The sequence below is a fragment of the Acinetobacter sp. CAU_H_56 genome (assembly GCF_058599425.1).
Genome location: NZ_CM178654.1, coordinates 1,999,072 through 2,013,883, shown reverse-complemented (window position 1 = coordinate 2,013,883; position 14,812 = coordinate 1,999,072). Strand labels below are relative to the sequence as shown.

Sequence of the window (14,812 nt, the reverse complement as noted above, 5' to 3'; positions counted from 1 at the left end):
AAACAAAAAAGCCGCTTTAAAGCGGCTTTTTTGTTTTTCAAGATAGGTTTAAGCAAGATAAGCTTTGATCATTTTCACTAAACGTTCGATCAGTTGATCAGCCTGTTCCTGAGTAATGTTCAGGGTAGGCAACAGACGAACAACATTACCTGCAGTCACGTTGATAATGGTTTTGTACTCATCGCGTGCAATATCCACCAGCTCACCACAGTCTTTAGGCAACTCAATCCCGATCATCAGGCCGAAACCACGTACAGTCACTTGATGATCTGCAAGCTGGCTACGTAACTGCTCAACAATATATGCACCTTTTTCAGCGGCATTAGCCACGATATTTTCTTTTTGCATAATATCGATGATGGTATAAACCACGCGTGAACCCAGTGCAGTACCGCTATAAGTCGAACCGTGGTTCCCCGCAGTTAAAACACCGACACCACGACCTTGAGTCATCACGGCACCAATCGGGAAGCCATTGCCTAGACCTTTAGCAGTCGTCAATACGTCGGGCACAATATTGGTGTGCTGATAAGCAAAATATTTACCGGTACGGCCATTACCTGTTTGTACTTCATCCAGCATCATCAACCAGTTGTGCTGATTACAGATCTGACGGATTTCTTCCAGGTAACTAAAGCCTTGCGGTGCTGTATTGACACCACCTTCACCCTGGATCGGTTCAACCAGAATAGCCACGATATCCGGATGGTTAATTGCTGCTTCTTCGATAGCTTCAATATCGCCAAAAGGTACACGAATAAAGCCTTCAACCAATGGGCCAAAGCCTTGTTGAACTTTTTTGTTACCCGTTGCAGACAGGGTTGCCAGCGTACGGCCATGGAAAGACTTGTCGGCTACAATAATTTTTGGTGTTGCAATGCCTTGCATATGACCGAATTTACGCGCAATTTTGATCGCACCTTCATTCGATTCTGCACCACTGTTGGAGAAGAAAACTTCTTCCATGCCAGCGACTTCAGCCAGTTTCTGTGCTGCAGCAGTTTGCCAAGGCACTTCAAACAGGTTGCTGGTATGAATCAGGGTTGCAGCCTGTTCCGCAATTGCTTCAGCAATCACTGGATGAGCATGACCCAAACCGCAAACGGCGATCCCTGTTAAGGCATCTAAATACTCTGTACCATCTTCGGTATACAGATATGCACCTCGTCCTCGGACAAAGCTGATCGGTTGACGACCAAAGACTGGCATCAAATGTGAAGGTTGATCAGTTTGTACCGGAGCGAGGGTAATATTATTCATGACTAACTCTTTACTGTTAGGTGGAAAGAAAAACTTATATAAGCAAAAACTTGGTCAGATTTAAAGGGTAATTGTAAATAAAAATGGATTTATTACTTTAGACGTACTGTTTTTCTCTGTTTTGGGTATAATGCGAGACAGATTAGTTGAGGATTTATCAATGACTGAACAAGCACGCGATACCGAAGCGTTAATTCGTGACCAAATTGCCAAGCACGCAGTACTTCTTTATATGAAAGGCACACCACAATTTCCACAATGTGGTTTTTCTGCACGTGCGGTAGAAGCACTCAGTCAAATTGGTCGTCCATTTGCTTATGTTAATATTCTGGAAAACCCAGATATTCGTGCAACTCTGCCACAAATTGCGAACTGGCCGACATTCCCACAACTTTGGATCAATGGTGAATTGATCGGTGGTAGTGACATCATGCTAGAAATGTTCCAAAAAGGTGAGTTACAGCCTTTAGTAGAACAATACAGCCCAGCACCTGAAGCTTAATCTTTAGATTAAACTGATAGATGTAAAAAAGCGCTTCCGAAAGAAGCGCTTTTTTTATGGGTGAATAGTGAGATAGGGGGGCAGAATTAATCTTCTGCCTGATCCTCAGATTTTTCCAGTTCTTTTGATTCAGCAACCAAGGCCTCAGCTAAGGTATCTGGATCGGTCTGAACTTCCTTTATAGGCGCCTTATCTTTCTTCTTTTTCTTCTTTTTTTTCTTTTTTTTCTTTTTCTTAGGTTCTTCCTCAAACTCGGCACCATCTTCAATGGCTTGCCAGTACTCGAGTTGTTCCATCACAGCAGCAAAGATCGAGTTTTTGCTATAACGGCCTTTCTTGTCCATAGTCCCGACCGGACGTGCCATCAGGATTTCCAAAGCCTGCGCGATATTATCAATGGCATGAATATGGAATTGACCATCTTCGACTGCAGCAATGACATCTTTACGTAACATCAGATGCTGCATGTTTTGTCGTGGAATAATCACACCTTGTTTACCTGTCAGGCCTTGCAATTTACAGGCATCGAAGAAACCTTCAATTTTCGCATTAACTCCACCAATCGGTTGTACCTGACCGAGTTGGTTCATGGAACCAGTAATTGCCCAGGACTGGTCGATCGGTAACTGGCTAATCGCAGAAATAAGCGCTGAAAGTTCAGCCACTGTCGCGCTGTCACCATCCACCTGACCATAACTTTGTTCGAAAGCCAAAGCGGCAGAGAAGTGCAGAGTCTGTTCACGACCAAAATGGGCTTTCAGGAAAGAGGCCATCAGTAACACGCCTTTGGCATGTAAAGAGCCGCCAAGTTCTACGCTACGTTCAATATCCAGAATATCGCCACCACCCTGATATACAGAAGCAGTTAAGCGTGAAGGCAGACCAAATTCAACATCTGCATAATGAATCACAGATAGCGCATTGATTTGGCCTAGACGATGACCGCGAGTTTCAATCAGTTGAGTACCACGAGTCAAATCCTGCCAGAATAGCTCACGTAAATAGCCTAAGCGGTATTTACGATGATCCAGTGCGGTATTGATATGCTTCTCTGACACCATTTTATCACCCGCTTCGAATGCATGATGATGCGCTTCACGAATCAGGTCGCCTAGCGTTAATGCATGTAGTGACAAGGAACTCTGATCTTCAGCCTGACGGCTTGAGTCGGTCAGCAGGGCAGATAATGCAGAACGGTCAAAAGGTAATAATTTATCTGATTGCACATAGTCAGCAATCAGCTGCATATAGGCTTGCTCATTTTCATCATTACGTTGCAGGGTGTCGGTAAAATCGGCACGGATTTTAAAGATACTGCCTAGTTCTGGTTCAAGTTCCAGAATTTCATAATAAATTTCTGGCTCTGCCAGCAGCACCACTTTGATATTCAGCGGAATAGAAGCCGGTTCAATGGAAATACTACCGGTGAGAGTCAGCATATGTTCCAAAGAAGAAAGCTTTAGATGCCCAGATTTCAAGGCACGTTTCAGACCTTGCCATGCATATGGCTGTTCCAATAGCTGCTCTGCTTCAAGCATCAGGAAACCGCCATTGGCATTATGTAAGGAGCCGGGACGGATCAGCGTGAAATCTGTGGTAATCGTACCATTTTGGGTCAACTGTTCCACATGACCCAATAGATTGTAATGCGTCGGGAAATCTTCAAAAATAACGGGTGTACCGCTATTTGGCTTATGGGTGACAATTACATTGGCCTGGAAGCGCGCTGGTACGCGGCTAAACTGGGCAGGGGTAAAATCATCTTCTTCCTGTTCCAGTACAATTTCGACATTATTAATAATGTCTTCGGCATATTGCTTCAGATAGTGTTCCAGACCATCGACATGCTTGAATTTAGTCAGCATCTGCTCAACGCGTGGCATGACTACCTGTTTGGCAATATCACGATTCAATACTTGAACACGGTCACGCGCATCGTCTTCCAGATCACCCAAATGAAGTCCCAGGCGTTCCAGTTTCTTGTCCATGTAACGCATGTTAGAGGCGATTTCGGCACGATCTTTATTGCTTAAAGCATTCAGATCTTCCTGAGACATTTCCTGTACTTTGTCATCTTTTAGATGAATTGGCACAAAACAATGTTCATCATTACGAGAAATCAGTTTCAGATCGAGTTCTTCACCTTCACGGGTCAGTTCGATCAGAGCGAGTTGCTGTTCATCACCCGTTTCCTGGCGAATCATTTCAATTCGGTTGTGATAGCTTTCCGCAGTGAAACGGCGCTCCAGCTGTTTTAGAATGGATTGCCAGCTTTGGTGCAGCATCGCCTGAAACTTAGGCCCCTGGCCGGCTGGAAATTCCAGTGCGATAGGCTGACGAGGATTCTGAAAATTATTGACATAAACCCAGTCATTTGGTGTTTGCATGGTTTTGGCATGTTGCTGTAGCAAACGCTTCACCATGGTGCGTTTGCCGAGTCCGGCAGTACCCACGGCAAAGATGTTATAGCCTGAATATGGCAGGGCAATACCGGCTTCAACCGAAGCACGGGCACGGTCCTGGCCCAGAAAGTTATTCAAAGGCTTGATTCGCTTGGTCGATGCCGGGATTTTATCCGGATCGGCAATACGCGTCAGTTGTGCCGGTTTCAGGCATGTCTTTTCAAGGGTTGGTGTAATTTCGCTTTGTTCAAAGGCTGAGATAAGTAGGTCGGAGCTGATATTTTGTTGAGATATAGTTGTATTACTTGAAATTGAAGAATGAATTTGATCGAGTCTCTGAGTCACTGTTGAAAGTCCAAAACGAAATATGACGTGGATAAGGTTTAAGGTATACAGATTTACTTGAAAAATTCAAGCCAACATGTCAGTTTTGCCACAAAATAAAAAATCGGGTATGCGAGAAATATATAAATTTTGTTGAAAGATACGTTATTAAAGGATTGAATAGCAGCAATTGGTTTTCGTGGAAAATAACAAAGCAATGACAACACAAACGACGGGTTGGAAATCCGCATTTACAGCATTTCTGGATCGACGTGCCCTGATCATGCTGTTTCTCGGATTTTCAGCCGGTGTCCCGATTCTTTTGATCTTTTCCAGTTTGTCTTTATGGCTCGGTGAAGCCGGAATCAGTAAAAGTGCGGTGACTTTTTTCAGCTGGGCTGCACTGGGCTATTCATTCAAGTTCGTCTGGGCGCCACTGATCGATGAATTACCTGTCCCGTTTCTGACCAAAGCTTTGGGTCGCCGGCGCGCCTGGCTGCTGATTGCCCAGATTCTAATCGTGACTGCAATTTCAATTATGGCTTTTTCAGATCCGGCATTGGGGCAGGCACATTTACAGCAGATGGCATTGGGTGCAGTCTTGCTTGGGTTTTCGGCGGCAACGCAGGATATTGTCATTGACGCTTACCGTATTGAGCTGGCCGAAACCCAGATGCAGACCGTACTGGCATCGACCTATAATGCGGGTTACCGGATCGGGATGATTGTGGCTGGCGCTGGAGCTCTGTTTCTGGCGGCATATTTAGGTACAGCCAAAGGCAACTATATCTATGATGCCTGGAAATGGACTTATCTGGCGATGGCGGCGGTTATGCTGGTTGGGATTATCACCACATTGGTCATCCGTGAGCCTCAAGTGGATCGGGTACGTAAAGATTATCAGCGCAGTGATTATTTTCGTCTCGTCGGCGTGTTTTTTGTGGCAGTTATCAGCTTTGTTCTGAGCTATGTCTATTCCGGTGACTTGGTATCGAGTATCACTGAACAATGGGCGATTCAGGATACTTTTGCCTTGTTCTGTTTTGAGGCTTTACGCTTTATCGGTTCAGGTGCTGTCGCTTTCGGTGTGGGTACGATTCTGGTCAAAATGGGTGCTGTGAATAAACAGATGGCATTCGAGACCTGGGTCAATCCCGTAGCGGATTTCTTTGATCGCTATGGCTTAAAGCTGGCTTTAGTGTTGTTATTGTTGATCGGTTTTTATCGGGTCTCCGATATTATTGCCGGTGTGATTTCCAATGTGTTCTATCAGGATCTGAATTTCAGCAAGGAGCAGATTGCTGAAGCCGTGAAAGTGTATGGGGTAATTTTCTCCCTGCTTGGCGGTTTTTTAGGTGGCTTGCTGGCTCAGAAAATGAACATCATGAAACTGATGTTTGTAGGCGCGATTTTGGCCTGTTCAACCAATCTGATTTTTATTGGCTTAGTAAAGTCTGGTGAAAAGCTGGGACAGGTCGAAGTTCAGGTAGGCCAGCAAACCTTTCAGGCAGATACAGATGAAGTCGGTTACTGGAAACTGAATGTACCCACTACTGCCTTCAAAGAGGCCGAACAGATTCAGGTCCGTGCACATTATCTGAATCATCCGGCAGATGCAGTACAAGTTAACCTGCCTTATTTGCAACAGAATGCTTCGAAAGCAGCACAATTACAGCTTTTGCCTGTTACCACAGATAACCTGATCAGTGCCAATGAACAGGAAAATAGCATCGTGGTTCGCGGTCAGTATCTAGGGCCGGATTTAACTGCAGAGCAAAAAATTGTATTAGAGCTGAATGGCGATAAATTCGATGCCAAGCTGGATGAAGGGCGTGTCTTTAGTGCTGCTATTCCTGCCGAGAAACTGATTACGGCACCTATGAAGCAAATCAATGCAAGCTTAATGCAACAGGAGCAACCGATGGTTACCCAGCAGCATTCATATGCTGTGGACTTGTCGCAGACTCAGGCCAATCCGATGGATATTGATATTCAGCCGATTACAATTGGAACAGGCGAGAATGTTGAAATTCAAGGTAAGGTGATTAAACCGTATAGTTCATGGTGGCTATATTTTGCAATTATTGTCGATAATCTGGCCGCAGGTCTCGCAGGCGCTGCTTTTATTGCCTTCCTGTCCAGTCTGACCAGTGTGTCCTTTACCGCTGTTCAGTATGCTATTTTTAGCTCACTCATGACCTTGACTCCTAAGATTTTAGGTGGATATTCGGGTACTATAGTGACCAATATCGGTTATCCGAATTTCTTCCTGATGACCACTTTAATCGGGATTCCAATCCTGATTCTGGTCGTTTGGGTGGCAAAATTGCTCGGTGAACACCAAAAACAATCTGTAAATAAGGATGATTAATATGCGCATGCTGCATACCATGTTACGTGTAGGCAATCTGGAACAATCACTCAAGTTCTATACTGAAGTTCTTGGTATGACTTTACTTCGTAAGCGTGATTATGAAGAAGGTCGTTTTACCTTGGCTTTTGTAGGTTATGGCGATGAAGAAAATCACACTGTGCTTGAACTGACCCATAACTGGGATACAGAAAGCTATGACCTAGGCAATGGCTACGGTCATATTGCGATTGCGGTAGATGATGCTTATAAAGCATGTGAAGAAATCAAGGCACGTGGTGGCAATGTTGTTCGTGAAGCTGGCCCAATGAAAGGCGGTGTCACTGTCATTGCATTTGTAGAAGATCCAGACGGCTACAAAATCGAGCTAATCCAGCAAGACAACAACGCACGTAATAACTAAGTGTTATAGAGCGAGATATGTGAAATGTATTCATGTATGGATGAAAATATTCCATCAATCTGAATGCATAACATGGACCCGGCATCTGTTAAGATAGCCGGGTATTTTTTTATCGAATAATAAAATTTTGAGGGAAGGACATCAGATGCTTAAACTGCTGGCATTGGACCGCTTTACGATCTTGCTCTTTGTTATGGTGTTACTGGCCAGTGTATTGCCAGTGTCAGGGCAGGCAGCTGAAGTCTTTAGCTGGATCACGACAGCAGCCATTGCGATCCTGTTTTTCCTGCACGGTGCCAAGCTTTCGCGTGAAGCCGTAATTGAAGGCTTGATGCACTGGAAATTACACACTTTGGTCTTTGCCTTGACCTTTGCACTCTTTCCAATTTTAGGCCTGCTGGCAAAGCCAATCCTATTGCCAATGCTGGGGCAGGAATTATATTGGGGATTCCTGTTTATGTGCTTCCTGCCATCAACCGTACAGTCTTCGATCGCCTTTACCTCAGTAGCTCAAGGGAATATTGCCGGTGCGATCTGTAGTGCTTCATTTTCCAATATTATCGGGATGTTTATTACCCCGATGCTGGTGGCATTCTTTATTCTTGGACAATCTCAGCATGGCTTTGATCCGACAGCATCGATTCTACAGATTACGCTGCTGTTATTGGTGCCTTTTATCTTAGGTCAGTTACTGCGTCCCTGGATTTTCCCAAAAATGCAGAAAATGCCCAAGATCGTCAAGGTATTCGATCAAGGTTCAATTCTGATGGTAGTTTATGGGGCATTTAGCAGCGCGGTGGTGGCTGGACTTTGGCGTGAAGTCAGCTTAAGTACTTTGCTCTTGTTACTGCTAGCATGTTCGGTTTTATTGACCATCGTAATGCTGTTGTCGTTATTTATTCCACGCTGGCTGGGCTTTAATCGTGCCGACCAAAAAACGGTGTTCTTTTGTGGTTCTAAAAAAACGCTGGCTAGTGGCGTACCGATGGCACAGATTCTGTTTATTGGTCAGCCACTTGGCATGATTGTTTTACCGATTATGATTTTCCATCAAATCCAGCTGATGGCCTGCGGTGTGATTGCGAATCTTTGGGCCAAACAGGCGGTACATACAGAAGAATAATTCGCTTATTGTATTTGTTTGCCGTATAATACCGCCCAACTTGTTGTGCTTAGCTCTGACGGTATCCGTCTCGGTGGGCCAAAAGAATGGTCTGTTGTGGTGTTGATCTGCCTGAATCCTGATTCTGGCCCTTCCTCAATATTTGAGAGTGATCAATTGCGATGACAGCAAAACCTTCTTTCATCTTAATGGAGTAATCGACGATGCGCGCCGATATTCACCCAAAATACGAAAAACTAGTTGCTACTTGTTCATGTGGTAACGTAATCGAAACTCGTTCAGCTGTTGGTAAAGAAACTCTTTACCTAGACGTATGCTCAGCTTGCCACCCATTCTACACTGGTAAGCAAAAGAACGTTGACACTGGCGGCCGTATCGACAAGTTCAAACAACGTTTTGCTGGTATGTCACGTTCTGTTAAACGTTAATACCCAAAATGAAAAAACGGGCTTTATGCCCGTTTTTTTGTGCCTGCAATTTAGAAAATCATTTCACGTTTCTAGATTGAAAGGCGAGTACAAGACCTTAGTGGTCTTGTACATCAATCAGATGATCCAGTTTTTTCTGGAAATAATCACCCTGAATAAAGCGGGCATCGACGTTCCAGGCATTCGCAAATAAGGTCATGTCATTCAGTTCACGAATCATGATATTCACTGGTTTGATTTCATTGTACGTGGTGATTTTTTCCTGTAGCTGTTCAATTTTAGTATCATTGTTCAGCATCTTGGTCAGTTTGCTATCCAGGCTCAGACCATTGATATCGAACTCACGTAGTAGGGTTTCACTATACATTGAGTGACCAAAGTTACGAATCGCAATCCGCGCGCCATGTTCACGTAAAGTACGTAGATATTTCTGCGCATCCTGCTGGTTCATCAGGATATCTTCTTCAGAGAACTGTAAAGTTAAAGGATGCTCGACTTTACTGCGAATAATCGTAATCAGTTTGGATATAAACTCAGGGAAAGTACGGTCTTTGAATAGTACCGCACGGTTCAGATTGACGATTAAACGGGCATCCGGATACTGGGTAATGAAGTTATGCAACTGCTTGCTTGATTCAACCAGAATCCAGCGATCCAGTTTAATAGACAATTCATCATCTTCATTGAGTTCCATCAAGGAAGAAATATCCTGCCATTTATTTTCAAAGATAAAGCCACTAGTCACCTCATACATGTAGAGGTTGGTATCTTCTTTATCATATAGCTGTTGATATTTCAGATGAATTTCACCACGTTCCAGACATTCACGCAGTGCTTTTAATACTGGAGAGGTTGTGAGTGGTACAGTGCTGACTGCCGGACTGACCGGTATGGACTCAGACGCTGGAATAACGGGTTCTGAAACCGTGAAGTCAATGCTCGGCATTGAAATCGATTCCTGAGTCGTTGCAGGAATATCCAGAACAAATTCAGACGTTTTTTGTGCTTGTGGTAAAGGAGTAGAGAAAGCCCGACCGACTAATTCATTACAATGGCTTTCATCACGCAGCTCACCGTCAAGCAGGGTATAACCGATGCGTAGATTGAGCGGATAAGTTTGCTGATTCACTGTAATGAGCTGTGGTTTGGTCAATGAACCTAGTCCGACCAGTTTGGATTCCAGAATATCTTGCGCATCTGCCTGAATGATCCCCACCAGAACATCATGTTCCAGTTTAAAGAGTGGAATACGAACCTGCTCTTTTAGAAAATTCTCAATTTCATGGAAGTAACCCATGTAGGTTGCCCAATCACCATTCAGGACTTGTGGCTCATACGCAGCAAAGGAGAAGATGATCAACGCATTGGCTTTCGCTGGTTCACGATTAAGTTCACGCTTGAGTGACTGTAAGGTACTTGGCTTGTTTGCAACCTTTTCAGAAGAGGCACTTGCCTGAGTAGTCGCTGTATCAATCGTAATTTGTAGTGCATCTTCTTCAGCACTAGATGCCAGAAATTCCAGTTTTAATGGATTGGCAGCAGCAACATTTGGATTCGACGAAGTAATATCAAAACGGCCTAAATCAAACTGGCCCTGAGAAATCTTTTTAAAGCGGGTTTTAAAATCATTCAAATCTTGCGGCTGTAACAGGTCTAAAAGCGGCAGACCGATAATATCATCCTCGCTTTTAAGGCCAAACAGTTTGAGATAATCGGCATTAGCCTGAATATGGATGCCTTCCTGAATGGTTGCGACCGCACGGTTACTGTCTTCTACCAATGATTGTGCCTGGTTTTGTGCAGTTTCCAGTTCTTCCATTAAATGGCGCTGGGCTTGCATGGTACGGCTAAAGGAAAGGGCACGTACCAGATTCAGGAAGAAGCGGTCTGGATAATCCAGATTCAGAATGTCAAAAATGCCTTTACGGATATACTGGGCATATTGTTCAGCTTGGTAATCTTCCGGCTTTAACAAAAGAATAGGAAGGTCAGGTTGCTGCGAAAGTTGAACCAGACTTAAGGCCTGTTCATATTTCAGATCATACGCACGACCAAAAATAATTAAGTCCCAGTTAAAGTTTAACTGTTTTTCAAAAGATTGCAGATCATCAAGCAGAACGGCATCGACTTGATATTCATTGCTGGTTAAGAGATCACGGATTTGGTTATATCTAATTTGATTATCATCAATGATCAGTAAACGTGTTTCAGTACGTTTTAACTTTTTAGACAATAATGGATTTCTCACTTCAATGCTTCCCATAAATCGTGATTTCTAGTTTCATTTAATTGCTTATGTATAAAGTTTTCGATGATATCTTCTTCTTGATCATTTAATAATTCATAGTCAAAATGGATAAAACTTTGTGTAATGAGCTGCGCCTTGGTTAGGTAGATTCTGAGTTCTTTTTGGCCAAGACGTAAATGAATGGTCTGTTTTTCCCTAAACATTTGTGAGCCAGAGACAATAATACTGGTTGAGACCTGATCAAGCTGGGTCATCTGTACCAGAATAGCTGGCTGATAATTGATACTGTGTTTGTCGGTACGGGCATAGACTGCGCAAGGGAACAGTTCCTGTGCCAGAATTTCCAGGCCGATTTCCAGACTTTTATCTGCTGACTGTTTGATCCAGCGAATGACACCGCCACGCCACTGGCTTTGAGATTTTTCCTGAACCAGAATAAATTCACCAGTTTTCAGATTGGCAGGGGTAATACCTGTCCATTTAATCCGGTAACCATTAACACTGATATCGAGAACTTCAGCGGTATGAATCTGTTTGGCTTCGCGATCGAGCGCCTTGATACTGCTGAATCCGCTTGGAACGGCATTATGCATTGAGCTGACAAAACTGCTTTCGCTCTGGAAACCATAATTACCTTCCAGTTCCAGCGTTTCATTAAAGTTTTTACCCTTAGACAGATAAAAATGCGCCACCGTTAAGCCAAAGCAGATATTGATCTGTGCGGAATATTCATAACGTTCATGACGGCGTTCGACATTATTCGAAAGCAGGTTATAGATATGAAAATGCAGAGCAGGTGTCAGGAACAGTTTTTCATTACGTGACAGATACTGGGCATTTTTGCTTTGCGTACCGGTCAGGTGTTCCATCAGGTTTTGTGTCGAAATATAGAAGCTCGGCTGGAAATGCTGACCCTGATGAGAATTCAGTAAAGGCGGATGATCTTTGCTGGCATCGACCACATAACGTGACAGTGTGGTTTCTTTTGGCAGAATCTGAACCAGTTTTGCCCAGTCCGCACTGCATAAATATAAACCCTGAATTTCAGCTGGACGGATCTGATGGGTATTGAAAATATCCAGCAAAATCAGTCGTGCATAGGCTTGGGCAATATTCTGGATTTCGTGCTGGGTGCCAAGAACCTGATTGATGTTGGTCTGATAGAAATTATTGTCCATCGCACATTCCAGCAACTGATGTGCCGCCAACCACTGACCGGCGCCAGGTGTGCTATACAGCATATGCTGTTGATAGAGCAGCAGGCTTAACTGTTGCAGGCCATAGTAGATGGACACCATCCGGGCACTTTGCAGGCTTTTCTTTTTGCCCAGGGAAAATAGTGAAAACTTCTGATGATTCAGCTGATGATTACAGCGTTTGGCAATATCTATATAGATCTTGGCAAAATAGCTGCGTAACAGCATGGCCAGTTCAATAATCTGGTCATTGCGATCCGTCGTGATCAGACCCTGATTGACGAAATGTTTCTCAAGACTGGCCAAAACATTTTCAAGGGTAGGGTGCAATACCTGAATCAGGTCAAAACGCAAGGTTTCCGCACATTTCAGTTCGGAAATTTCCAGTAAAGCACTGAACAGAGACTTGGATGAATTCCCCAATTGCAGGATTGAAATTCCTGCGACCCATTCCTGCAATGCTTTGGCATTTGTGGGACAAAAACTTAGCTGTTCTATGGTGAGTTCAGCCGTTGTCTGAAAAATGTCTGCAGTATGCTTACTCATCTTTATTATTTAACTCAAAAATGTTGAAACCCCAAAAAGCGGTGTCTTATTCTTCTCGCCCGCTATTTCTCGAACTAGTTTAGGAACCAGATACCCCGGTAGGTTCGCTAAAACTTCTGTATAAATCTCATTGATGTGCTCAGCAGGTAAATCAAAATGATGCGCACCTTTTACTTTATCAAGTACATGTAAATAATAGGGCATCACGCCAGCATCAAACAAGCGATAGCTTAAATCAATCAAAACTTGAGCAGAATCATTAACCCCTTTTAATAAAACTGCCTGATTGAGTACCGTGATCTGATGCTGAACCAGCTGATTAAGCTGCTTACAGGTCAGGTCATCCAGCTCTGATGCATGGTTCGAGTGTACCACTAGAATAATACGTAGCCTACTGTTTTTTAACATGCTTAGTAGCTCTTCGTCGATCCGATTTGGGATCACAATAGGAACTCGTGAATGTATTCTTAAAAATTTGAGATGTGGTACCGATTCTAGTCGTTCAATCCAGATTTTTAATTTTCGGTTAGATAAGGTCAGTGGATCGCCACCACTCAGAATTACTTCATTAATATCTGGCTGGCTTTCCAGATATTGTTTGATATTAATCCAGTCCTCATTTTTAGGCAGGTTTTCATGATAGGGGAAATGGCGGCGGAAACAGTAACGACAGTGAACTGCACAGGCACCGGTTAAGGTCAGTAGAAAACGTGACTTATATTTATGTAGAACACCAGGCTGCTGGTTGGCCTGTTCTTCACCCAAGGGATCGGTGACAAATCCCGGATGATCTTCCAGTTCCAGATGATGCGGTAACACTTGTAATAAAAGTGGATCTAGAGGATTGCCTGGCTGCATTTTGGAAACAAAAGCTCGCGGCACACGTAATTTAAAGGCTTGAGAGGCCAGCAGAGCACCAGATAACAGCTGATCTGGAGAAAGCTGTAAAATCTGTAGTAGTTCTTGTGGATCAGTGATCAGATCACTCAGTTGCGATTGCCAATTTGCTTCTTGATATAAATACTGTGTCATGCCGGAAGATCAAAAAAAGATGAAGGCGATAGCCAGAAGTGCGCAGTTTAGCAGTTTGTCTACAGATGGGAATGTGAAAGCTGGCTAAAATTTCTCTAAACACGATCAGTTTGCTATGGTATGCAAAAGCATAGAGACTTTTATGTGCTTAGAAGACTGGTTGTGCACCAGTATTGGAATAGCTGATGCTAAGTTAAGCAGTGTCAGCAAGTTAAAACCGATTTTTTCGTTGCGACTTAGTGTATTGCTCATTTAGAATACGCAACATTAAATGAATGTGCATGTGGCAACTCATGTTCGTGTCAGACTTGCTAAATGACATTGCAACAGCCCATAGCATCAATAGCTTAAAGTTAGTAAGTTTGGAGTGAGCCAATCATGGCCTATTATTCTACGAACGATTTCAAGTCTGGCCTGAAGGTTATGCTTGATGGTAACCCATGTTCAATCATGGAAAACGAATACGTTAAACCAGGTAAAGGCCAGGCGTTCAACCGCGTTAAATTACGTAACCTTCGCAGTGGTAAAGTTTTGGAAAAAACTTTTAAATCTGGTGATTCTCTAGAAGCTGCAGACATCGTAGAAGTAGAAATGGAATACTTGTACAACGATGGCGAAATGTGGAACTTCATGGATCCTGTAACCTTCGAACAGATCGCTGCTGATAAAACAGCAATGGGCGATGCTGCAAAATGGTTAAAAGACGATTCAAATGAAAAATGTACTATCATGTTATGGAATGGCGTACCTTTAACAGTAAGCCCACCAAACTTCGTAGTATTAAAAATTGTTGAAACTGATCCAGGCGTTCGTGGTGATACTTCTGGCGGTGGCGGTAAACCAGCGAAACTTGAAACAGGTGCGGTAGTACGTGTTCCATTATTCGTTCAGCAAGAAGAAAGCGTTCGCGTAGACACCCGTACTGGTGACTATTTAGAACGTGCATAATGGTCGGAAAATAGACTATTATCAAAGGG

Annotated in this window: 11 protein-coding genes; 6 read left to right on the top strand and 5 right to left on the bottom strand. The window is 43.5% G+C overall.

Annotation, left to right across the window (positions count from 1 at the left end; all coding sequences use genetic code 11):
* Positions 1-48 precede the first annotated feature (48 nt).
* Positions 49-1,260 (bottom strand): aspartate aminotransferase family protein, encoded by a 1,212-nt coding sequence (locus tag AC4MCC_RS09580; RefSeq protein ID WP_166138891.1) that lies wholly within the window; start codon positions 1,258-1,260, stop codon positions 49-51.
* 160 nt (positions 1,261-1,420) lie between these two features.
* Here AC4MCC_RS09580 and grxD point away from each other — a divergent pair, with 160 nt between their 5' ends.
* A complete protein-coding gene (gene grxD, locus AC4MCC_RS09575) occupies positions 1,421-1,762 on the top strand; it encodes a Grx4 family monothiol glutaredoxin (protein ID WP_034702064.1) in 342 nt (113 codons plus the stop codon).
* Between the two features lie 86 nt (positions 1,763-1,848).
* On the opposite strand, the gene AC4MCC_RS09570 is transcribed toward grxD, so the two are convergent.
* Positions 1,849-4,509: a Lon protease family protein gene (locus AC4MCC_RS09570; protein ID WP_419363505.1), complete on the bottom strand. Its 2,661-nt coding sequence runs from the start codon at positions 4,507-4,509 to the stop codon at positions 1,849-1,851.
* A 178-nt stretch (positions 4,510-4,687) separates the two neighbouring features.
* On the opposite strand from AC4MCC_RS09570, the gene AC4MCC_RS09565 reads away from it, so the two are divergent.
* The 4 genes from AC4MCC_RS09565 to rpmE all read left to right on the top strand — a co-directional run bounded on the left by AC4MCC_RS09565 (position 4,688) and on the right by rpmE (position 8,813).
* Entirely contained in the window at positions 4,688-6,859 is a 2,172-nt protein-coding gene (locus AC4MCC_RS09565) for an AmpG family muropeptide MFS transporter (protein ID WP_419374451.1), read from the top strand.
* Position 6,860: 1 nt separating this feature from the next.
* A complete protein-coding gene (gene gloA, locus AC4MCC_RS09560) occupies positions 6,861-7,262 on the top strand; it encodes a lactoylglutathione lyase (RefSeq protein WP_004782618.1) in 402 nt (133 codons plus the stop codon).
* 145 nt (positions 7,263-7,407) lie between these two features.
* Complete coding sequence (locus tag AC4MCC_RS09555) at positions 7,408-8,385, top strand: bile acid:sodium symporter family protein (protein ID WP_005235005.1); 978 nt, start codon at positions 7,408-7,410, stop codon at positions 8,383-8,385.
* A gap of 203 nt (positions 8,386-8,588) precedes the next feature.
* A complete protein-coding gene (gene rpmE / locus AC4MCC_RS09550; protein WP_004782616.1) occupies positions 8,589-8,813 on the top strand; it encodes a 50S ribosomal protein L31 in 225 nt (74 codons plus the stop codon).
* Positions 8,814-8,910: 97 nt separating this feature from the next.
* On the opposite strand, the gene AC4MCC_RS09545 is transcribed toward rpmE, so the two are convergent.
* The 3 genes from AC4MCC_RS09545 to epmB are packed head-to-tail and all read right to left on the bottom strand — an operon-like array spanning position 8,911 to position 13,835.
* Positions 8,911-11,076, bottom strand: coding sequence for an EAL domain-containing protein (locus AC4MCC_RS09545; protein ID WP_491885197.1), 2,166 nt, complete (start codon positions 11,074-11,076; stop codon positions 8,911-8,913).
* Positions 11,058-12,803 (bottom strand): cyclic-di-GMP receptor FimW-related protein, encoded by a 1,746-nt coding sequence (locus tag AC4MCC_RS09540; protein ID WP_491885196.1) that lies wholly within the window; start codon positions 12,801-12,803, stop codon positions 11,058-11,060. Before AC4MCC_RS09540 ends, AC4MCC_RS09545 begins: the two co-directional genes overlap by 19 nt.
* Before the next feature lie 9 nt (positions 12,804-12,812).
* Complete coding sequence (gene epmB / locus AC4MCC_RS09535) at positions 12,813-13,835, bottom strand: EF-P beta-lysylation protein EpmB (RefSeq protein WP_419374454.1); 1,023 nt, start codon at positions 13,833-13,835, stop codon at positions 12,813-12,815.
* Positions 13,836-14,213: 378 nt separating this feature from the next.
* On the opposite strand from epmB, the gene efp reads away from it, so the two are divergent.
* A complete protein-coding gene (gene efp / locus AC4MCC_RS09530; RefSeq protein WP_004782608.1) occupies positions 14,214-14,783 on the top strand; it encodes an elongation factor P in 570 nt (189 codons plus the stop codon).
* Positions 14,784-14,812: the final 29 nt, after the last annotated feature.